The organism is Streptomyces sp. Ac-502 (assembly GCF_045222935.1).
GTDB classification, from domain to species: Bacteria; Actinomycetota; Actinomycetes; order Streptomycetales; family Streptomycetaceae; genus Streptomyces; species Streptomyces monomycini.
Map to the genome: position 1 here is coordinate 8595444 of NZ_JBHFFO010000001.1, position 19508 is coordinate 8614951.

Here is a 19508-nt window from a genome sequence, read left to right on the forward strand (position 1 = left end):
CTCAACAGGCCCTTTCCAGGCACGCGCCGACAGGGTTCCATGGTCAACAGGCGGCCACCGCACCCGAGGTGGCCCGGTACAACCTTGCGAGGCAGCCGTGGCCACTGGCGTACGACGCACGACCCTGACCCTTCCCGCGGCGCCCGTCGGCCCGGCCGGCCCGCTGCCCGCCGTCCGCGCACCGGGCGACGTCCACCGCGTCGAGCTGCCCGAGGGCCTGGAACTGCCGCCCGACATGGCCCGCCAGCTCCGCTACGCCCCACTGGACTCGCTGCTGCCCGTCGCCGTCCACGACGGCTACGGCCGTACGCGCGCCGAGACCACCCTCGACGCCCTCGTCATCGAGAACGACCGGCTCCGCGCCACCGTCCTGCCGGGCCTGGGCGGCCGTGTGCACTCCCTGTACCACAAGCCCACCGACCGCGAACTGCTCTACCGCAACCCCGTGCTGCAACCCGCCAACTTCGCCCTCAACGGCGCCTGGATCTCCGGCGGCATCGAGTGGAACACCGGCGCCACCGGACACACCGCCCTGTCCTGCGCCCCCGTGCACGCCGCGACCGTACCGGCGCCCGGCGGCGGCGAGATGCTGCGCCTGTGGGAGTGGGAGCGGCTGCGCGACCTCCCCTTCCAGGTGGACCTCTGGCTTCCGGAAGGCTCCGACTTCCTCCTCGTCGGCGTCCGCGTCCGCAACCCGCATCTGAACGCGGTGCCCGCCTACTGGTGGTCCAACATCGCCGTCCCGGAGGACGAGCACACCCGCGTCCTCGCCCCCGCGGACGACGCCTGGCACTTCGGGTACGAGCGCACGCTGCGTCGCGTGCCCGTACCGGAGTCGGACGGCACCGACCGCACGTACCCGCTGCGCAGCGAGCATCCCGCCGACTACTTCTACGAGATCCCGGACGGCGACCGCCGCTGGATCGCCTCGCTCGACGGCGCCGGGCACGGCCTCGTCCACACCTCCACCGACACGCTGCGCGGCCGCAAGCTGTTCCTGTGGGGCGCCGGACGCGCCGGGCGGCGCTGGCAGCAGTGGCTCACCGAGCCCGGTACCGGCGGTTACGCGGAGATCCAGGCGGGGCTGGCCCGCACCCAGCTGGAGCACGTACGCCTCGAAGGCGGCGCGGAATTCGCCTGGCTGGAGGCGTACGGACCGCTCGCCGCCGACCCGGCCGTGGTGCACGGCACCGACTGGGCCGCGGCCCGCCGCGCGACCGGCGACCGGCTCGAAGCGGTACTGCCGCGCGCGCAGGTCGACGCGGCCTTCGCCGCCTGGCGGCCGTACGCCGACGCCGAGCCGAAGGAGATGCTGGCCACCGGCTCCGGCTGGGGAGCCCTGGAACGGGCCCGTACCGGCCACGACCTGCCCGGCACCCCCTTCGCCGAGTCGACCGTCGGCCCCGACCAGCGCCCCTGGCTGACGCTGCTGCACACCGGCGACTTCCCGCGCGGCGGCGGTGTGCCCGCGGCGCCCCTGGTCGCCGCGCCGTGGCGCGACCTGCTGGAGTCCGCGCCGCCCGGACCCGGCACCGACTACCACCTCGGCATCGCGCAGTGGCACGCGGGCGACCGGGCCCAGGCCGTCCGCAGCTGGGAACGGGCCCTGGCCCACGGAGCGGACTGCCGGCCGCTTTACTGCCTCGCCGTCGCGGAGGAGACCGCCGGCGAAACGGCGCGCGCGGCGCAACGCTATGCCGAGGCGCTGGCGTGCGTACCCGACGAGGAGCCTGCGGACGGTGCGGACGGTGCGGAGGGCGTGGACGGTGCGGAGGGCGTGGACGGTGCGGCCCCCGTGGGCGCCACGGGCCGCATCGGGCCTCTCCTCCCCGCCCTGGTGCGCGCCGCGGTCCCCGCGCTGCTCGCCGCCGGCCGCGCCGACGAAGCCGCGGCCGCTCTCGGCCGGCTGCCCGAGGCGGCCCGCGGTGACGGCCGTCTCGCCCTGCTGACGGCCCAGGTGGCCCTCGCCCAGGGGGACGCGCACGCGGCCCGCGCCGTCTTCGACCGCGGCTTCGACGTTCCCGACCTGCGGGAGGGCGACGAAACCCTCAGCGACACCTGGTACGCCGTCGCCGAAGCCCTGATCGCGGGAACCCGGCCCGTCACGCCCGACGTCCGGGCCCGGGCGCGTGCGGAGCATCCCCTTCCGGACCGTTATGAATTCCGGATGCGGGCAGTGGGAAGCGCGTGAAAGCCGCCAAAGGTGCATAGGGTGCGGGCGAGGATGGGTGCTGTGTGCTGTGCGCGCACGCCGCCCGGCCCCGGCCCCCGGCCCGTCCCGCCACCGCGCCGCCGTGAAAGAGCACCGCCATGCCGATCCGTGCCGACAGCCGACTCCACACCGTCTCCCTGCGGCACGTCCTCGGCGGTCTGCGCGAGGGCGGCCCGCTGGCACTGATGGAACGCACCGGACGGCAGGCGCAGGGCGCGCTGACCCGGCTCGACCTGGGCACCTTCCGGCCCTTCCTGGTCACCCACCCCGACCACCTGCGGCACGTACTGCGCGACCACGGCGGCAACTACCGCCGCGGCACGACGATGTGGAAGGCGATGAGCCGGCTCACGGGGCTGGGGATCACGGGCGAGGGGCCGCGATGGCGGGCCAGCCGGGACCTGTGGTGCAAGGGCCTGTCGGGCGGCGCGCCCACGCACGCCGACGGCACGGCCGTCGCGGTCGAGGGCGCGGTGGCGGAGCTGGAGCGGCGCGTGGCGGGCGGGGCGACGGTGGACGCGCTGGCTGAGATGACCCGCGTCGTGCTCCGGGTCGTCAACCCGGCGTTCTTCGGTTCCCGCATCCCGCAGCATCGGTGCGACCGGCTCGCCGCCGCGGTCGCCGTCGCGTTCGACTCGCTGCTGTGGCGGATGGCGCTGCCTTTTGTACCGCTCGCGGTACCGGTGCCCGGCGACCGCGCCTTCGGGCGTGCCACCCGTACGGTCAACGAGATCCTGCTGCCGCTGATCCGGCGGGCGCGGTACGAGCGGCACACCGGCCCCGACCTGATGAGCGTGCTGCTCGCGGGGGCGGACGCCGACGGCCGCGCGCTGAGCGACGAGCATGTCGCCCAGGACGTCGTGGCCCTGTTCGTGGCCGGCTCGGAGTCCAGTGCCCTGACTCTGACCTGGGTCTGGGTCGCGCTCGCGGCGCATCCGGACCTCGCGGCCGAGGTACGCGCCGAGGCCGACGCCGTACTGTGCGGCGGCCTTGCCCGGCCGGAGCACGCCCGCCGGCTGGTGCTCACCCGCCGGTTCCTGGCCGAGGTCTGCCGCCTGTACGCGATGGCGTGGGCGGTGCCGCGGACGGCCGTCACCGAGGACGTCATCGACGGGGCGACCGTCCCGGCGGGGGCCACGGTGGTGCTGTCCCCCTACCTGACGCACCGGCTGCCGCAGTTCTGGGAACGACCGCTGCGCTTCGACCCCGGCCGGTTCACCGCGGAGCGCGTCCGGGACCGGCACCCGCTGGCCTACCTGCCCTTCGGCGACGGGGCGCACCAGTGCGTGGGCCAGGCGTTCTTCTTCCAGCAGGCGGTCCTCGTCGTGGCCGCGATGATCAGCCGATTCGACTTCGCGGTGCCGGGGCGGGCCGAGCCCAGGGCCGCGGTCGCGCTGCGGCCGCGTGGCCGTGTCGACCTGGTGCTCACCCCGCGCCGCTGACGGGGCTCGTGCGCGGGGACCGGCCTCCGGCCGTCTCCCCGGCTCCCCCGGGGCCCCAGTTCCCCGGTTGTCATCAACGCTGCGGCCTCAGAACCGGTCCCACCACCAGGCGATGGACGGAAGCGGCGGCGGTGCGTCGGCCCGCGGCGCGGTCTGGGTGAAGGAACCGGTGGTGATGACCGCGCCGGGGTGCCGGCCGTCGGGGTTGGTGTACCGGCCGGCGCGCAGCCCCCATTCGATGTTCCCCCGGATCAGGTGGGAGAGGTGGTCGAGGTGCAGCCGCAGCGGCGCGCAGGCCGTGGGCAGCACGCGGTCGCGCAGTTGGACGAAGCGCAGGGTCAGCCGGTCGCACAGGTCGACGGCCGCTGCGAGCGCAGCTTCGAGGCCCAGGCCGTGTTCGGCGGCCAGGATGTCGACGAGGTTGAGCCGGCAGCGCGAGGCGTGCGGGCTGCGGACGGCCAGCCAGCGTTCCTTGCCGTACGAGAACAGGTCGTCGTCGAACGCCGCGGTCGTGAAGGCCAGTTCGTTCAGCGCGCGCACCGCCGGTGAGTCCATCGCCGCACCGGGGACCTCCGTACCGTCGATGATCTCCGTCCAGCTCATGGTGGCCGTGCCGGCCGCGGTGTGCTGGCGCAGGTGGGCGTAGTCGTCGAGGGACGGCGTACAGTCGCGCAGCCGGCAGCCGAACTCCCACAGGACCCCGAGGAACCAGGCCCGGTGTCCGTCCACCATCCGCCGGACCTGCACCGGCGTACCCGCGGCGCGGCAGCGTGCGGCCAGGTCGTCCGCCGCCGCGAGAAAGGGGTCGGCGGCCCCGCCCCGTACGGTCCCCGGCGCTTCCAGCACGCGCAGCAGACGGGTGGCGAAGCCGGTGAAGTCCTCGGCGCGCAGGCTGGCCGGGCCCTCGTCGCAGTGCAGGTCGTCGAAGGCGAACATCAGCACGCACCAGTCCACCGCGAGCTGGAGCCGGCCGGCCGGCGCGGCGGGCATGATGCGGCCGTAGAAGCCCCCGCAGTCGTTGCCGGCCATCCGTACGCGCTGCGCGCCGTTCCGGCACAGCCCGTACCCCTGGATCCAGTCCGCCGCGAGTGCGTTCAGCCGGCCGGCCTCCGGGTGCCCGGTGCCGGGCAGTGGGCAGAAGCGCGGCGGGATCGTGACACGGATCGGGTCCGTGGCGGTGTCTTCGCGTACCCCGGCGGCCACCGGAGCCGCTACGCGGTCCCTCATGGCGCCCCTCATGGTGTGTCCCCCACGGCGTTACGGCAACAGGGCGCGGGAGAGCGCCTGCGCCGCCTCGGCCACGCTGCCGGAGGCGGTGGCGTCGATCACCGTGCCCTGGGCGGGCAGCGGGCTGGTGCCCAGGGCGTTCTTCAGCGCGTCGTACCCGCCGGTGCCCAGGCTCAGGGCCGCCGCGCCCTGCCCGGTGCCCTTGGTGACGTCGACCCGGGTCCTGCCCGTCTCGAAGGCGAAGGCGAACAGGTCCACCGACGGCTGCTGCCGCCCCCGGCGGGCCTTGGCGCCCTCGGCGGCGGCCGTCCCTTCGGCCTTGTGGGAGCCGAAGTCGAAGGCCATGTCCGTGAAGGACACCGCCGCGCCACCGGACTTCCTGAAGGTCAGGCCGCCGTCGGCCGGAACGGCCCCTTTGCTGAGGTCCAGCGCGAACTCACCCCGCGTCATCGGCAGCCGCACGCACCGGCGACCGTCGACGTCGACCACCCGCCCCGGACTCCGCGCCTCCAGCGTCACCCCTTGGTCGGCCAGCGCCTTGGCGACGGCCGGTACCGGACACAGGTCCATCTCGGCCTTGCTCACCTTCACCTGGGGAGCGGGCAGCACGCTCGGGGTCACCCCGGTCGCCGCGCTGGCCCAGGACAGGACGCAGCTCCCGGCGGCCACCGCACAGACCGGCACGACGCGGCGGCACCAGCGTGGCAAGGACATGGCGACTCCTGTCGACGGCGCTCAGGGACCAGCGGTCCACTCCGCTGCACCGGCCCGGCGCCCCGTACAGGGCGCCCGTCTTCTACGCGAACACACCGTGGGCCCCCGGACGACCGCGCACGGGCCGCTCGGGTGACGACGAGGAGCCACGGAACGGCGTCCGGTGTCCCCGATCGCCGGAGGACGTCTTCCAAGCGGGTGATCCGCGGCCGGATCCGTGTGCGTGTGCCCCCTTGCCGGGTGTGCGCGGGGGAGAACGCGGGGACAGGCACCGCGCAGACCGGGCCACCCCGTCGGCCGACCACCAGGAGACACGATCATGAAGGCAGTCATCGCCCACCGCTACGGCGACCCCGACCAGCTCATCTGCACCGACCGGCCCGACCCCAAGGTGGGGCCGGACTCGGTGCTGGTGCGGGTGAAGGCGGTCGGAGTCAATCCCGTGGACTGGAAGGTCCTGGCCGGATATCTCGATCCGCTGATGAACGTGCACTTCCCGCTGATCCCCGGCTGGGACGTCGCCGGGGTGGTCGAGCGGACCGGTCTGGACGCGACCGAGTTCGCCGTCGGCGACGAGGTCGTCGGCTATGTGCGCAAGGACGAGGTCCAGCACGGCACCTTCGCCGAACTGGTCGCCGCTCCGGTGCGGACCCTGGCGCGCAAGCCCGCCGCCCTGAGCTGGCAGCAGGCCGCCGGGCTGCCGCTGGCCGGCCTCACCGCCTCCCAGGTGCTGGACCGGGTCGGCGTGACCAAGGGCGAGACGGTCCTGGTGCACGCCGCGGCGGGCGGCGTCGGGTCGCTCGGCGTGCAGATCGCGGTGGCCCGCGGCGCCCGCGTCATCGGTACGGCCAGCGAGCGCAACCACGACTTCCTGCGCTCCCTGGGCGCCGAGCCGGTGACGTACGGCGACGGCCTGGCCGGCCGGGTGCGCGAGCTGGCACCCGACGGGGTGGACGCGGCCGCGGACTTCGTCGGCAACGGCGTCATCGACGTCTCGCAGGAGCTGCTGCGCGACACCTCGCGGGTCGCCTCCGTCGCCGACAACGACGTGCTGGAGAAGGGCGGGCACATGGTGTGGGTCCGCCCGGACAGCGCCGGCCTGGCCGCGCTGGGCGACCTCGCCGACGCCGGGAAGCTCACCGTGCACGTCGACACGGTGCTGCCGCTGTCGCAGGCGGCCGAGGCGTTCCGCCGCAGCCAGGAGGGCCGCACGCGCGGCAAGATCGTGCTGGAGGTCTCCTGACGGGCGACGGGGTGCGAAGGAGGGAAGCGTGCCGGCGGGTCAGGCTCGGCGGGTCAGGCTTCGCTCGGCCGGTCTCCGTCCGGCCAGGCCGGGGAGCGGCCGAGGAGGGCCAGGATCCGGTCCAGGGCGGGTACCGCACCGGTGCCGACGGCCGGTGCCTCCCGTACGGGCCCGAAGGCGGCGTCCGGCTCCTCCCTGGCCGCGCCGCCGGGCACGGTGCGGGCGATCTCCAGGGCGGGCGTCAGGATCTCCGCGGGGAAGGTGACCGTCGTCCCGAGGGACCTGGCCACGTCCCAGGCGTGCACGACGGTGTCCACGAATTGGAAGCCGATGCCCCGCCGGGCCCGGACCGTGACGTCCGGCCCCAGCTCGGGCAGCGCGAACCGGCGCTGCAACACGCCGGGTTCGGCGAACGCGGCGACCACCCGGCGTGCCGAGTCCGCGAACTCGGCGCCGGGCGCGTCGCCCGCCGGGCGGGGCGCGAAGTCGGCGGCCGAGGTGACCTGTCCGCGCGCGGCGGCGGCGAAGCCGAGGTTCTGACCCGTCATGTGGGCGACCAGCCGGCCGAGGTCCCACGCGGCGCACGGCGTGGGCAGCCCGAAGTGCTCGGGACGCACCCGCCCCACCAGCTCGGTGGCGGTGTCCAGGGCGGCGCGGTGCAGGGAACGTAAGTCGGCCGCCGGTGCCGTGGTGCCGGACATCAGGCCGCTTTCCGGTCGACGTATTCGAAGACCGAACCGTCCGGGTGGCGGGCGACCAGGTTGCGGCCGGCCGGCGTCGGCAGCGGGCCCGCGATGATCTGTGCGCCGACCGCGTTCAGATCGGCCACCGCGTCGTCCACGTCCTGGACCGCGAGCGTCGCGGTGATCTTGCTGAGTACCGACAGCTGCGCCTCCGGACCGCTCATCAGGACGAAGCAGCCGACGGCCGCGACCGAGACGCCGCCGTGCTCGAAGCGCATCGCCTCCGCGCCGGTCAGCCGTTCGTACACACCCACCGCCGCGTCGAGGTCGGTCACGCACACCCGCAAAGAGGTCCCCAGAATGTCCATGGAACGAGCGTAGTTGGGGTGCCTCGCCGCGCGCGATCAGTTGGATGATTCCGTGGTGGGGGACCGGGGCACGGTCAACCCGTCATCGACAGACCGTCGTCGGCGGCGCCGCGGGAGAGGACCACCTCGCGTACGGCGTCCCGGGCCCGCGCGTGCGCGGAGCCGCCGGGTGCGCCGTCGGTCAGCGGGACGACGCGGAACGCGTGCTCCACATCCGTGAGTTGCGGGGTGAACTCCGCCTTGGTCACGGTCCAGCGCCGGCCCGCCGCGTCCGGCGGCGCGAAGGTGAAGCGGGCCATCGAGCTCTGGTTGCCGCGGGAGTCGACCGCGCCCTGCGGGTTGTACATGTAGCCGGCGAGCTGGTCGCCCATGCCGTAGACGACCCAGGTGCCGTTGACCTTCTCGTAGGCCTGCGGGACGTGGGCGTGGGTGCCGAGGACGAGATCGATGTCGGGCCGGCCGCCGGTGCGGGCGGCGGTGAGGGCACGGGAGAGGGTGCGCTGCTGCTCGTCGGGTTCCTGCTGCCACTCGGTGCCCCAGTGGAGGCTGACCACGACCACGTCGGCGCCCGCGCGCCGGGCGGCCCGCGCGTCGGTGAGGATCCGGTCCCGGTCGATGAGGTTGACCGACCAGGGCTGTCCTTCGGGTACGGCGATGCCGTTGGTGCCGTAGGTGTAGGCGAGCTGGGCGACCTTCGCCCGTCCCGCCTTCAGGAGAGTGGGACGGGCGGCCTCGTCGGCGGTACGGGCCGAGCCGGCATGCCGTACACCTGCCGCGTCCAGGGCGCCGAGGGTGCGGCGGATCCCGGCGGGGCCGTCGTCCAGGGTGTGGTTGGAGGCGGTGGAGCAGGAGTCGTAGCCGGTGGCCCGGAGCGCGGCGGCGACCTGGGGCGGCGACTTGAACGCGGGATAGCCGGTGAACGGGCCGCCGTCCTCGCCGTACACCGTCTCCATGTGGCAGATCGCGAGGTCGGCGCCGGAGACCAGGGGCCGGACGCCGGCGAACATCGGTCCGAAGTCGTGGTCGTGGCCGTGCGCGTCCTTGCGGGCCTGCTCGATGATCTCGGTGTGCGGGAGCACGTCGCCGGTGGCCAGGAGGGTGAAGCCGCCGGCCGCGGCGGCCTGCGCCGGCTGCCCGGTGGTGGCTCCGTGGCGCCCCGCGGCGGGCTGCTGGGGACCGCAGCCCGCCGCCAGGAGTGCCAGCACCGCCAGGACGGCCGGTCCGTGCGTTCTTGTCACGGCTTCTTCTTACCGGGTGGAACGGGATAGTTCGTGCTGGTTGTGGCGGTCGGGTCACGCCCCATTCGTGGGCATGCCCGGCGAGCGCCTCACACCCGGCAGAGGATCTCGCCGTGCAGCACGCTGAACCAGGCGTCCTCCCGCGCGCCCCACTCCCGCCACGCACCGGCGATCCGGTCCAGCCCGGCCTCCGTGGCATGGCCGCCGTCCACCGCCAGCCGGGCGTACGCGGAGGCCACGGTCCGGTCCGCCCACAGGCCGCTCCACCAGGAACGTTCCTCCGGTGTCGCGTAGCACCACGCGCTCGCCGTCGAGGTGATCGCGGCATCGGCGAAGCCGGCCTCCCTGGCCCAGGCGCGCAGGCGCCGTCCCGCGTCCGGCTCACCGCCGTTGCCGCGGGCGACCCTGCGGTAGAGGTCCAGCCAGTCGTCCATCCCCTCGGTCGCCGGGTACCACGTCATGGCCGCGTAGTCGGCGTCCCGTACGGCGACCACGCCGCCCGGCCTGGTGACGCGCCGCATCTCACGCAGTGCCTGCACCGGGTCGCCCACGTGCTGGAGGACCTGGTGCGCATGGGTGACGCCGAAGGAGCCGTCCGGAAAGTCCAGTGCGTGGACGTCGCCGGTCACGAAGCGGACGTTGGCCAGGCCGCGCCGCCCGGCCGTGGCCCGCGCCTGCTCCAGTACGTCCGGTGCGTGCTCCAGTCCGGTGACCCGGCCGTCCGGCACCAGCGCGGCCAGGTCGGCCGTTATGGTGCCGGGGCCGCAGCCGATGTCCAGGATCTCCATGTGCGGCTCGACCGCGTCCAGCAGGTAGGCCGCCGAGTTGGCGGCGGTGCGCCAGGTGTGCGAGCGCAGGACGGACTCGTGGTGCCCGTGGGTGTAGACGGCGGATTCGCGGTGGCCCGGGGCGTGGGCGGCGGACCCACGGTGGCCCTGGGTGTGGACGGCGGACTCGTGCGGCATGGCGGACGGCTCCTTCGCGCTCCCGGTCGGCAGGTGTGAGCACCGTACGCCGGGCGACCGCATGATGAGAATGCCGTCTCGCCATTCGGGCGGCAGGTGGTAGACGTTCAGCGCCTCGCTTCCCCTATTCGGGCAGCAGCCGGTACACGGTCAGCGCCTCGTTCTCCTTGCAGATCGTCAGCTCACGCGGCGCGGGCGACACTTCGCCGTCGTACGCGAGCACGCCGCCCTCCGCCAGGCCGCCCAGGCGGACCGACCGCAACCGGGACTCGCTCAGCACGGGGAGTGCCGCAGCGCACCCGTCAGGGCCGCGGTCAGCAACCGCGTACGGGCCAGCCGCCCGCCGTGCACCACCCGTACGTCCAGCACGCCGTCCGCCAGATCGTGCCGGCGCACCGGCGCCAGCCCCAGCCCGCGGTACGCGCAGTTGCCCGCGAACAGCAGCCACACCTCCCGCCGCTTCCCGTTGACCTCCACCGTCACCGGGTCGGCCGTCCGCAGCACCTTCCAGGCGGCCAGCACCCCGGCCGGCCAGGCGCCGATCCGGCCCGCCCACTCCTCCCGTACGCGCACCAGCTCCGGATACGCGCCGACGGAGAAGGTGTTGAGGAAGTAGGTCGGGTCCTCGCCCGGCGCGGCACGGAACCCGGCCAGGTCCACCGCGACCGCCTCACCGCTCTCCACCGCCCGGGCGGCGTCCGTGAGCGTCTCGATGCCCAGGTCGTACGCGAAGTGGTTACGGGTGCCGCCGGGCAGCACCGCCAGCGGCAGACCGTGCCGTACGGCGACCGCCGCCGCGGCACACACGGTGCCGTCCCCGCCCAGCACCCCCAGCGCGCCGCCCGCCTGCTCGGCCTGCTCCGCGGCCTGCTCCAGCGCCTTGTCCATCGGCGGGGACTCCGGGTCGCCGCACAGCACCACCTCGGCCTCCGGCAGCACGCCGCGCACCTCCTGCACCCGGTCGGGGCGCGGCCCGGTGCGCTGCCCGGACGCGTGGTTGGCCACCACGTACAGCCCGCGGCCCCCGGCAGCGAGGGCGCGTCGGCCGCCGGCCGCGCCGGGGGCGCCAGCTGCGCCCGGGTCGGCGCCAGCCCGCGCACCGCGAGAGCGGCGCCCACGCCGAGCGCGGCCCCGGCCAGGACGTCACCCGGGTAGTGGACACCGGTGTAGACGCGGGAGAACGCGACGGAGGCGGCGACCGGCGCCAGCGCCAGGCCCCACCACTTGTTCTCGAACGCGACGCCCGTGGCGAAGGCCGCGGCCGAGGCGGCGTGGCCGGAGGGGAAGGAGGTGGTGAAGGGCTGCCGGTTCAGCTGCCGTATGACGGGCACCGCCTCCAGCAGCGGCCGGTTGCGCCGCACCGAGCGCTTGCCCAGGGTGTTGACCGTCGCCGACGCCGCGGCCAGCGAGGCCACCCCGCGCAGCGCGGCCCTGCGCATCGGCCGCCCGCCGAGGGCGGCCGCGCCCGCCGCGATCCCCATCCACAGCAGTCCGTGGTCGGCGGTGCGCGTCAGCCGTGGCAGCACGCGCTGCGCGCCCGGCCAGTGCCGTGACGCGACGCTGTCGAAGATCTCGCGGTCCCAGGTGCTCAGCAGCTTTCGCATGGCCCACCTGTACCCCGAAGAACGGGGCACATACAGCAGCCCCACGGTTCCCCGCGTCGTCCGTTTCATCCGCAGCTGCTCCTGTCGGTCGGATGCCTCGTACGCCTCGTACGCCTCGTGTGCCTCGCATCGGCCTTACCGGTGCGGCCCGGCGGCCCGGCCCGGCGACCCGGTGCGTCCGGGCGACGGACCGTGACCGCGCAGCCCGGCTACAGCCATGGCCTGACTACAGCTACGTCCGGGGCCAGGGCCAGGTCCGGGCCCGGTTCCCGCCCCGGACCCACGGCTCAGCCCCTCCCCGGCCCCCCGTTCCCCACGTCCGGCCAGCTGTCCGGGGCGGCCCGGCTGATGTCCGCGAGCGCCGAGTCCGGGTCCTGCGCACGGGCCAGGTCACCGATGCTGATCACCCCCACCGGCGTCCCGTTCTCGACCACCGGCAGCCGCCGCACCGCATTGGTGCGCATCAGCGTGACCGCCTCGCTGATGTGGTCGTCGGGGCCGACACAGACCGGCTCGGGAGTGCACACCGAGCGGCAGGACACGGCGAGCGGATCGACCCCGTCCGCCACCGCGCGCAGCGTGATGTCCCGGTCGGTCACCACCCCCAGCAGCACGCCGTCCTGCGTCACCAGGACGTCCCCGATGTCCTGTGCGCGCATCAGCTGTGCCGCCTCGACCAGCGAGGCGTCCGGCAGGACCGCCGCGACGTCCGGGGTCATGACGTCCCTTACGAACTGTGCCATTGCTGTTCGCCTTCTCTCGGTCGGGCCGGCGGGCGGCAGGAGGGGCCGCCGGGGCACGGGAGCGCCCCGGGGCCGGTCACCCCGGGGCGTCGTGCGGCTGCGCACCCGCGGCGCCGGATCCGCCGTGGCGGTGCCGGTCGCCGCGCCGAGCCGGAGCGGTCCTCGTACGATCGAAGGAGGCGACCGGGCGGACCGGGTGGTCCGAGGTACCGGAACGGCCCGCGGGACCGGGGCCCGGCCTGGTAGTGAGTGGGGTGAGGAATCCGAGTTCCATGCCTGCCTCCGGGGCTCGCTCCGAGCCTGCCGCCGGACGTGTCCGGGTGGTTGTGCGAGCGGGTACCCGAAGGGATGCACCCGACACGGAGGGAGAAACCCCGATGCCGTCCCACGACACGCCCACGGACTCCCCGCGGCCCGCGGAGACGATGGCTGCCGCACCGGGCACCGCGACCCTGGGCGTCCCGCCCGCCCGGCTCGACGAGCAGCAACTGCTGCGCGAGCTGGAAACCATCCACCGCACCCGCCACGACACGCTCCTGCACGGCTCCACCGACGCCCTGACCACCCACAACGCACGCATGGCGGAGCTGGAGGGCGAGTACCTGCGCCGCCACCCGCGCCGCTGGGTCGCCTCCGGCCGCACCCGTTCCGGAGCCCGCGCCCGCACCGGCTGACCGGCCCGCGACACCGCCCCTCGCCACCGCCCGGTGACATCGGGACGTTTGACCGGACGCCGGCCTGGTACCCGGTGACCGGCCGAGCGGCCACGGAGAAGGCCCCGGGAGCCAGGGCGACGGGGCAGTGGGGAGAGCGCCCGGGTGCGGGATGTGGGGTTCCGCGCCTGGGCCTCTTTCGTGCTCCGTGGCATCGGGCCGCGCCCCGCACGGCAGGTGTGACTTCCGGGGTGGTCATCATCGGTGCCCCTCCGAATGCAGATGACCGACTCGCTGCCCGGTACGGCCGTGCGGGAGACGAAGGAAGAGACCGGCCTCGATGTGGAGATCACAGGGCTCGTCGGCACGTACACGAAGCCCCGGCACATCATTGCCTACAGCGATGATGAAGTGCGGCGGCAGTTCAACGTGTGCTTCACGGCGCGAGTCGTCGGCGGCGAGCTTGCCATTTCGAACGAGTCCAGGGAACTGCGGTTCGTCGCGCCGGAAGATATCGCTGCGCTGTCCGTGCACCACACTCAGCGGCTCCGACTGATGCACTTCCTCGAACAGCGTGCGACTCCGTATCTCGGCTGACCCTCGGCTGACCAGGAACGCATGGAGGAGGCGCGTAGATGAATGAAACGAACCTTGCGTTTGTTGCGATCGTCATTTCTGTGGTGGTTGGAGCGGTGACCCTCATCCGCGCCCATCAGCGTTGAACAGGGAATCTCTGGAGTGGAGTACGCAGTCCTTGCAAAAGAGACCAAGAAGGCACGGAAGGTGCACGAGAGACAGGCCAACGTCACGGCGTGCATCCTCCGTCATTCGCTGGTGAACTGGAAGCGCGGCGTTCGCCGGAGTCCGAACCGCCGAGTGGTGCGAGCTGAAGCCGTTCGTGCTCCGTACCACCGGGCCCAGCCCGTTCGCCGCCATGCCGTGATCCAATACGGTGACCGGCCGCCGGCCGGCGGCTCTCAGGGAGGGACACATGGCGGACATCCGGCACACCACGGCAGGCGGCGCGTCGCAGCAACCCGGCGCGCCCGCACGCTTCAAGGACCTGGCCCTGGACGCCCGCGACCACCAGGCGCTCGCCGACTGGTGGTGCGAGGCCATGGGCTACGTCCGCCGCCCGTCCGCGGCGGGCGAGGAACAGCCGCGCGCCTGGCCGGTCCCGATCGTCGATCCCGCCGGCCGCGGCCCGCTGATCTGGATCAACCCGGTCGCCGAGCCCAAGACCGTCAAGAACCGTATGCACCTGGACGTCTGGGGCGACACCGGCCGCCTGCTGCGGCTGGGCGCGACCCTGGTGCGCAAGCGTGACGAGGACATCGCCTGGGATGTGCTCGCCGACCCGGAGGGCAACGAATTCTGCGTCTTCGCCCCTGCGGAAGTCATCACCGCGCCCGGCGAAGGGAGTTGACGGGCGAGAACCGGGCAGCCCGGCCGCCGCTTCACAGCACCCGGTACGGCGTCGCCTCCTCGTGATGGAAGTGCAGGCCGTGGCCCGGTAGTTGTTCGGCGCCGGGGCGGATCGTTCCGCCGGACGGGTCGAGGCCGCCGTCGAAGAACATCGACTCGATGCGTACGTGGTCGTGGAACCACTCGATGTGCCGCAGGTTCGGTACGCAGGCGGCCGGGTGGGCGTGGACGTGCGGTGCGCAGTGGGCGGAGACCTCCAGGCCGTGTGCCTCGGCGAGGGCCGCGGCGCGCAGCCAGACCGTCAGTCCGCCGCACCGGGTGGCGTCGATCTGGAGGCAGTCCACGACCGGGGCCAGCCGCGCGAAGTACGGCAGGTCGTAGCCGTACTCACCGGCGGTCACGTCGCACACCACCAGGTCGCGGACGACCCGCAGGCCCTCCAGGTCGTCGGAGGAGACCGGCTCCTCGAACCAGCCGACGCCCTGGTCGGCGAGTGCCCGGCCGACCCGTACGGCCTGCTTGCGGGTGTACGCGCCGTTGGCGTCCACGTACAGTTCGGCGCGCGGTCCGATGGCCGTACGGGCGTGGTGGACGCGGGTCAGATCGCGCTCGACGGCCCGGCCCCACTCCTCGCCGATCTTGATCTTGACCCGTTCGATGCCCTGCCCGTGCACCCACCCGTTCAACTGCGTCGCCAGATGGGTGTCGTGGTACGTGGTGAAGCCGCCCGACCCGTAGACCGGCACCGTGCTGCGTACGGCGCCGATCAGATGCAGCAGCGGCAGTTCCAGCAGCCTGGCCTTGAGGTCCCACAGGGCGATGTCCACCGCGGACAGCGCGCAGGCGACCAGCCCGGGCCGGCCGGCGTTGCGCACCGCCCGGCTCATGGCCTCGTAGGCGCCCTGGACGTCCAGCACGCTGCGGCCCAGGACCGAACGGGTGAGCAGGTCGCGGACGACCGAGCCGGCGTCGGCGGCGGCGTAGGTCCAGCCCAGGCCGGTGGTCGTCCCGGAGCGGGCCTCGACGACGATGATGGTGGTGGTGTCCCAGGCGAGGGTGCCGTCGGCTTCCGGCGCGTCGGTGGGAACGGTGTAGGCGGTGACGTCCAGCCGCTCGACTTCCATGGTGACGGAGGGCTCCTCTTCGGTCTCGGTGCGGACCCGGGGCTCGTACGCGTTCCTGCCGCTCCGCGCCGCTCGCAGGGGGTCGCCCCACTGCGCGTACACCGTCGGCCGGCCCGGCCGCCCGGCCGATGACCGGTGGCCGGCGGGCCGTTCCGCACGGGTTACCTGACCCGCGGGCCGGAAACCTCCCGTACCGGTGTGCGCCGCGCCCCATTCGGTTCGCGAGGCGTTTACCGCCACGGGCTCCGGGCACGCGATCCGTGTGCTTCGGACCGGAGGCACGCCCGTGGGAGCGAACCTGCTCTCCGAGCGTGCACTCCGGCTGCGCTCCCGCGGAGGACCCCAGTCCACCGATCAGGGAGCCGAGACCATGCCCTCTGTACGCACACATCATCGCGCGAGCAACCAGCGCGGCCGGCCCGCCGACCGTCCGCTGGGCGCGCGCCGCACCCAGAAGAGGCACCCGCACGACGACGCGCCGGACACCAACGCCGATTTCCGCAGGCTGACGGCGCTGCCCGACGGGCCGGAGCGGGACGCGCTGCGCCAGAGCATCGTCTGTGCCTGGCTGCCGATGGCAGAACGGCTCGCGCGGCAGTTCCGCAACCGCGGCGAGACCACCGAGGACCTGACGCAGGTCGCCTCGCTCGGCCTGGTCAAGGCCGTGGACCGGTACGACCCGGACCGCGGCTGCGCGTTCGAGAGCTTCGCCGTGCCGACCATCGTCGGCGAGGTCAAGCGGCACTTCCGCGACCACATGTGGGGCCTGCACGTGCCCCGGCGCGTCCAGGAACTGCGCAACCGCGTCCGTACGGCCACGCTGGAACTCACCCACGCGCCCGACGACCACCGCCCCGCCGCCCGGGACATCGCCCACCACACCGGTATGACGCTGGAGGAGGTACTGCTCGGCATGGAGGCGCTGGAGAGTTACTCGACGCTCTCCCTGGACGCCGAGCTGCCCGGCGCGGACGACGGGTACGCCATCGTGGACACCCTCGGCGGCCCGGAGCCCGGCTTCGACCTCGTCGTCGACCGCGAGGCGGTCAGGCCCAAGCTGCAGATGCTTCCCGAGCGCGAGCGGCAGATCCTCTACCTGCGGTTCTTCTGCGACATGACGCAGAGCCGCATCGCCGACCGGCTCGGCATCTCGCAGATGCACGTCTCCCGGCTCATCAATCGCACCTGCACCCGGCTGTGCGATCAGGTGGGCGAACGGGAAGCGGCCTGAGGCCAGGGCCCAGGGCCCAGAGACCCATCAAGGGCCCATCAGGGGCTCAGGGGTGCAGCGCGCGCCCCAGGTGGCGGGCCAGCCGGTCGACGGCGCCCGCCTCCGCCAGGCTGAACGCCCGCCGCCCGCCGGTACGCAACAGCGACAGGACACCCCGTACGGGCCCGGTCCTCGCCCGCAGCGGCACGCACAGCAGCGACGTCACCTCGGCGCGGGCCAGGATGGGCGCCCCCGCGGCATCGTGACCGAAGGCACCGAGGTCCTCCGGGCGCACCTGGAGGGTGGCGTTGCCCGCGCGGGCCGCCTCGACCACGACCGGGCAGTCCCCGGGGAGTTGCGCGGCCAGGATCTCCGCCAAGGTGTGCGGGGGTGCGGGCCCCCGGTGCCGGACGGGTCCGCCGCGCCGTCCGCTGCCGGGCCGTACGCCTCGTCCCCGGCGTACGGCCCGGGTCTCTCCGGCCCGTGCACCGCCACCCTTGTCAACGGGCCCCCGCCGCCGGTCACCAGATCGGCCGTCACCCAGTCGGCGAAACGCCCGCGCAGCACCCGGCAGGCCCGGTCGAGCACGGCGGTGGGGTCCCGAGGTGACTCCAGGAGCGCGGTGGTCATGTCGTCGAGGAGGTCCATCAGTTCGGTGTTGCGGGTCACCTCGGACAGGCCGGGCCGCGGGGTTGCCGCACGGCCGGCTTCTCCCGTACGGCCTGCGTTTCCCGTAAGGGCTGCGTCTTTCGTACGGGCCGTTTCCGCCGCGCGACCCGTTTCCCCCGTACCGCCCGCTTCCCCCGCACGGCCCGCGTCTCCCGTACGGCCGGCATCCGCCGCGCGACCTGTTTCCCCCGTACGGCCCGCGTCTCCCGTACCGCCTGCTTCCCCCGCACGGCCTGTGCCCCCCGTACGTTCCCCGGCTCCGGGCCGGTCCGCCGTCATCGCCTCCGGGCCGGTGAGGAAGACGGTGAGGACGGACGTGCCCGGCTCGCCCTGGGGCCGCAGCGCCGTCATGGTGGCCCGCAGCGACTCGTCCGCGCGCCGGACCCCGTCCGGCGGCGGCAGCAGCCGGACGACCAGGCTGCGGTCGCCCTCGTTGCGGGCGACCGCGGCCACCTGGGAGCGGAAGGCGGCCCGTTCCTCGGGGACGAGCGAGGCGGTCAGCGGGCGTCCCGCGGCATACCCGGCGCGCATCCCGAACAGCCGGGTGCCGGCGAAGTTCAGCCGCCGTATCACCGCGTCCGGGTCGAGCAGCACCACCGCGAACGGCATCCGCTGGAACAGCGCGCGCAGTAACTGCTGTTCCTCGGCGGCCCGCCGGGCGCCGTTGTCCCGCTCCGCCGGCAGGCTCCGTTCGAGGCGGGGCAGGAACACGTCCACGACGTGCTGGAGTTCGAAGAGAGCGGCGTCCAGGACGGACAGCCGCTCGGTGGAGGGCAGGGCGCGTGCGGCGCGCAGCTCTTCGACCCGTCTGCGGAAATCCGCGAGTTCCGCAGCGACGCGCTCGACCTCGGCCATGCCCTCACGCTAACCGGTGCGCGACCGGACCGTACCCCGGTGGCGGCAAGCCGACCGGCGGCCGGGCCCGCGCACCCGAACTCGACGGGAAACAGGTGTTTTTGACCGCCCGCACCGGGCAGCCGAATGGGTACGGGGTCCATGACTTCCCGTCCACGGACCCGAAGGGACTGACCACACAGTGGACGCGACAACGCCGACCCGTACCCGCTTCGAGACCGGGACGTCCGACCTCGCCGAGGGGTCCTCCGCCCGCAACCTCGCCCACCTCGCCGAACAGGCTGCCTGGTGCACCCCGGACAGCTGCGGCGCCGCCGCGACGGTGAGCACCGCCGACGGCACCGCCGAGGCCCCGGCCGCGGTGACCCACCCCGACCTGTCCGCCCTGGTCAGCGTGCAGTGGGAATCCGGCGAGGGGCCCATCCCCGCGGCGCTGGACACCGGCCGGGCCACCGGCACCGACGACCTGCTGCACGAGAGCCGCTGGCCCGAGTACCGCGCCAAGGCACTGGAGGCCGGGGTACGCTCCAGCGCCACCCTCCCGTACCGCCGGGACGGCCTCACCCTCACCCTCACCGTCTACGGCTTCCGGCCGGGCCTGAAGGTCGAGAAGGGCTGTACGGCGACGGACGTGCTCGGTGAGCTGGCCGCGACCGGACTGGCACGGGAACGCCGCTACCGCGAGGTGCTCGTCGAGGTGGACCAGCTCGACACCGCCCTGCGCACCCGACCGGTGGTCGACCAGGCATGCGGCATCCTCATGTACGTGCTGGGGTGTGACGCGGACACGGCCTTCGACACGCTGCGCCGGCTGTCCCAGCGCACCAACCGCAAACTGTCCGACCTCGCCGGCGCCCTGGTCCGTACCCGTGGGCACGGGCTGGAGGCGGAACTGCGGTGCCTGGGCGAGAAGACCCGGCGCCCGCACCGCGCGGCCGCCTGGGGCAAGCGCGCGGACACCGCCGTCGACCCCGCCGACACCGCCGGCACCGACGCGCCGGACGGCGGCCCCACGCCGTAGCGGCGGCCGTAACGCTGTGTCCCGAGGCCCCGCGCCCGGGCACTCGGACGGAACCGGTGCCGCGCGCCCGCCTCCCGCCGCGCCCGGACACCGGCACTCGGCCGACCGGCGA

The 19508-nt window shown here is 74.0% G+C and carries 17 protein-coding genes and 2 pseudogenes; 8 read left to right on the top strand and 11 right to left on the bottom strand.

The genetic code is table 11. The annotated features are described in order from the left end of the window. Positions 1-97: 97 nt before the first annotated feature. Both ACEXOX_RS39035 and ACEXOX_RS39040 read left to right on the top strand, forming a co-directional pair. Complete coding sequence (locus tag ACEXOX_RS39035; protein ID WP_406525475.1) at positions 98-2191, top strand: DUF5107 domain-containing protein; 2094 nt, start codon at positions 98-100, stop codon at positions 2189-2191. A gap of 119 nt (positions 2192-2310) precedes the next feature. Beyond that, positions 2311-3654 carry a cytochrome P450 gene (locus ACEXOX_RS39040; protein WP_406525476.1) on the top strand — a complete coding sequence of 448 codons (1344 nt, stop codon included), beginning with the start codon at positions 2311-2313 and terminating at the stop codon, positions 3652-3654. Positions 3655-3741: 87 nt separating this feature from the next. Here the strand turns inward: ACEXOX_RS39040 and ACEXOX_RS39045 are convergent, their stop codons facing one another. Together ACEXOX_RS39045 and ACEXOX_RS39050 are read right to left on the bottom strand one after the other, a co-directional pair. Further along, positions 3742-4881, bottom strand: a complete 1140-nt coding sequence (locus ACEXOX_RS39045; protein WP_406525477.1) for a glutamate dehydrogenase — start codon at positions 4879-4881, stop codon at positions 3742-3744. A gap of 30 nt (positions 4882-4911) precedes the next feature. Continuing rightward, positions 4912-5595 (bottom strand): hypothetical protein, encoded by a 684-nt coding sequence (locus ACEXOX_RS39050; protein ID WP_406525478.1) that lies wholly within the window; start codon positions 5593-5595, stop codon positions 4912-4914. Between the two features lie 319 nt (positions 5596-5914). Here ACEXOX_RS39050 and ACEXOX_RS39055 point away from each other — a divergent pair, with 319 nt between their 5' ends. Further along, complete coding sequence (locus ACEXOX_RS39055) at positions 5915-6838, top strand: NADP-dependent oxidoreductase (RefSeq protein WP_406525479.1); 924 nt, start codon at positions 5915-5917, stop codon at positions 6836-6838. 53 nt (positions 6839-6891) lie between these two features. Here the strand turns inward: ACEXOX_RS39055 and ACEXOX_RS39060 are convergent, their stop codons facing one another. The 6 genes and pseudogenes from ACEXOX_RS39060 to ACEXOX_RS39085 form a co-directional block, all read right to left on the bottom strand. Continuing rightward, positions 6892-7539, bottom strand: a complete 648-nt coding sequence (locus ACEXOX_RS39060) for a TIGR03086 family metal-binding protein (RefSeq protein ID WP_406525480.1) — start codon at positions 7537-7539, stop codon at positions 6892-6894. Further along, positions 7539-7889 carry a VOC family protein gene (locus tag ACEXOX_RS39065; protein ID WP_406525481.1) on the bottom strand — a complete coding sequence of 117 codons (351 nt, stop codon included), beginning with the start codon at positions 7887-7889 and terminating at the stop codon, positions 7539-7541. Before ACEXOX_RS39065 ends, ACEXOX_RS39060 begins: the two co-directional genes overlap by 1 nt. Positions 7890-7963: 74 nt before the next feature. After that, entirely contained in the window at positions 7964-9127 is a 1164-nt protein-coding gene (locus ACEXOX_RS39070; protein ID WP_406525482.1) for a CapA family protein, read from the bottom strand. An 89-nt stretch (positions 9128-9216) separates the two neighbouring features. Then, the gene (locus tag ACEXOX_RS39075) at positions 9217-10092 is read right to left on the bottom strand and encodes a class I SAM-dependent methyltransferase (RefSeq protein WP_406525483.1); all 876 of its coding nucleotides are present in this window, start codon (positions 10090-10092) and stop codon (positions 9217-9219) included. 124 nt (positions 10093-10216) lie between these two features. Beyond that, positions 10217-11696: pseudogene (locus ACEXOX_RS39080) on the bottom strand (bifunctional phosphatase PAP2/diacylglycerol kinase family protein). Between the two features lie 287 nt (positions 11697-11983). Next, complete coding sequence (locus ACEXOX_RS39085; RefSeq protein WP_406525484.1) at positions 11984-12439, bottom strand: CBS domain-containing protein; 456 nt, start codon at positions 12437-12439, stop codon at positions 11984-11986. A gap of 425 nt (positions 12440-12864) precedes the next feature. On the opposite strand from ACEXOX_RS39085, the gene ACEXOX_RS39090 reads away from it, so the two are divergent. From ACEXOX_RS39090 to ACEXOX_RS39100, 3 genes and pseudogenes are all read left to right on the top strand, one after another. Then, entirely contained in the window at positions 12865-13113 is a 249-nt protein-coding gene (locus ACEXOX_RS39090; protein ID WP_406526611.1) for a DUF6158 family protein, read from the top strand. Between the two features lie 255 nt (positions 13114-13368). Further along, positions 13369-13689, top strand: a pseudogene (locus ACEXOX_RS39095) (NUDIX hydrolase); the annotation flags it as partial. Positions 13690-14083: 394 nt separating this feature from the next. Beyond that, positions 14084-14518, top strand: a complete 435-nt coding sequence (locus tag ACEXOX_RS39100) for a VOC family protein (RefSeq protein WP_406525485.1) — start codon at positions 14084-14086, stop codon at positions 14516-14518. 31 nt (positions 14519-14549) lie between these two features. Here ACEXOX_RS39100 and ACEXOX_RS39105 read toward each other — a convergent pair whose 3' ends face one another. Continuing rightward, entirely contained in the window at positions 14550-15641 is a 1092-nt protein-coding gene (locus ACEXOX_RS39105) for an enolase C-terminal domain-like protein (protein WP_406525486.1), read from the bottom strand. Positions 15642-16011: 370 nt separating this feature from the next. On the opposite strand from ACEXOX_RS39105, the gene ACEXOX_RS39110 reads away from it, so the two are divergent. Then, complete coding sequence (locus ACEXOX_RS39110) at positions 16012-16872, top strand: SigB/SigF/SigG family RNA polymerase sigma factor (RefSeq protein WP_406525487.1); 861 nt, start codon at positions 16012-16014, stop codon at positions 16870-16872. A 46-nt stretch (positions 16873-16918) separates the two neighbouring features. Here the strand turns inward: ACEXOX_RS39110 and ACEXOX_RS39115 are convergent, their stop codons facing one another. Both ACEXOX_RS39115 and ACEXOX_RS39120 read right to left on the bottom strand, forming a co-directional pair. After that, entirely contained in the window at positions 16919-17077 is a 159-nt protein-coding gene (locus tag ACEXOX_RS39115; protein WP_406525488.1) for a hypothetical protein, read from the bottom strand. Next, the gene (locus ACEXOX_RS39120; RefSeq protein ID WP_406525489.1) at positions 17074-18375 is read right to left on the bottom strand and encodes a PAS domain-containing protein; all 1302 of its coding nucleotides are present in this window, start codon (positions 18373-18375) and stop codon (positions 17074-17076) included. Before ACEXOX_RS39120 ends, ACEXOX_RS39115 begins: the two co-directional genes overlap by 4 nt. 181 nt (positions 18376-18556) lie before the next feature. On the opposite strand from ACEXOX_RS39120, the gene ACEXOX_RS39125 reads away from it, so the two are divergent. Next, positions 18557-19396, top strand: coding sequence for an ANTAR domain-containing response regulator (locus ACEXOX_RS39125; protein ID WP_406525490.1), 840 nt, complete (start codon positions 18557-18559; stop codon positions 19394-19396). Positions 19397-19508 lie beyond the last annotated feature (112 nt).

Excerpts from the sequence above, each read along its gene's own strand:
- ACEXOX_RS39040 (WP_406525476.1), top strand. The coding sequence starts at position 2,311 with ATGCCGATCCGTGCCGACAGCCGACTCCACACCGTCTCCCTGCGGCAC.
- ACEXOX_RS39045 (WP_406525477.1), bottom strand. The coding sequence starts at position 4,881 with ATGAGGGACCGCGTAGCGGCTCCGGTGGCCGCCGGGGTACGCGAAGAC.
- ACEXOX_RS39050 (WP_406525478.1), bottom strand. The coding sequence starts at position 5,595 with ATGTCCTTGCCACGCTGGTGCCGCCGCGTCGTGCCGGTCTGTGCGGTG.
- ACEXOX_RS39055 (WP_406525479.1), top strand. The coding sequence starts at position 5,915 with ATGAAGGCAGTCATCGCCCACCGCTACGGCGACCCCGACCAGCTCATC.
- ACEXOX_RS39060 (WP_406525480.1), bottom strand. The coding sequence starts at position 7,539 with ATGTCCGGCACCACGGCACCGGCGGCCGACTTACGTTCCCTGCACCGC.
- ACEXOX_RS39065 (WP_406525481.1), bottom strand. The coding sequence starts at position 7,889 with ATGGACATTCTGGGGACCTCTTTGCGGGTGTGCGTGACCGACCTCGAC.
- ACEXOX_RS39075 (WP_406525483.1), bottom strand. The coding sequence starts at position 10,092 with ATGCCGCACGAGTCCGCCGTCCACACCCAGGGCCACCGTGGGTCCGCC.
- ACEXOX_RS39085 (WP_406525484.1), bottom strand. The coding sequence starts at position 12,439 with ATGGCACAGTTCGTAAGGGACGTCATGACCCCGGACGTCGCGGCGGTC.
- ACEXOX_RS39090 (WP_406526611.1), top strand. The coding sequence starts at position 12,865 with ATGGCTGCCGCACCGGGCACCGCGACCCTGGGCGTCCCGCCCGCCCGG.
- ACEXOX_RS39100 (WP_406525485.1), top strand. The coding sequence starts at position 14,084 with ATGGCGGACATCCGGCACACCACGGCAGGCGGCGCGTCGCAGCAACCC.
- ACEXOX_RS39105 (WP_406525486.1), bottom strand. The coding sequence starts at position 15,641 with ATGGAAGTCGAGCGGCTGGACGTCACCGCCTACACCGTTCCCACCGAC.
- ACEXOX_RS39110 (WP_406525487.1), top strand. The coding sequence starts at position 16,012 with ATGCCCTCTGTACGCACACATCATCGCGCGAGCAACCAGCGCGGCCGG.
- ACEXOX_RS39120 (WP_406525489.1), bottom strand. The coding sequence starts at position 18,375 with ATGGCCGAGGTCGAGCGCGTCGCTGCGGAACTCGCGGATTTCCGCAGA.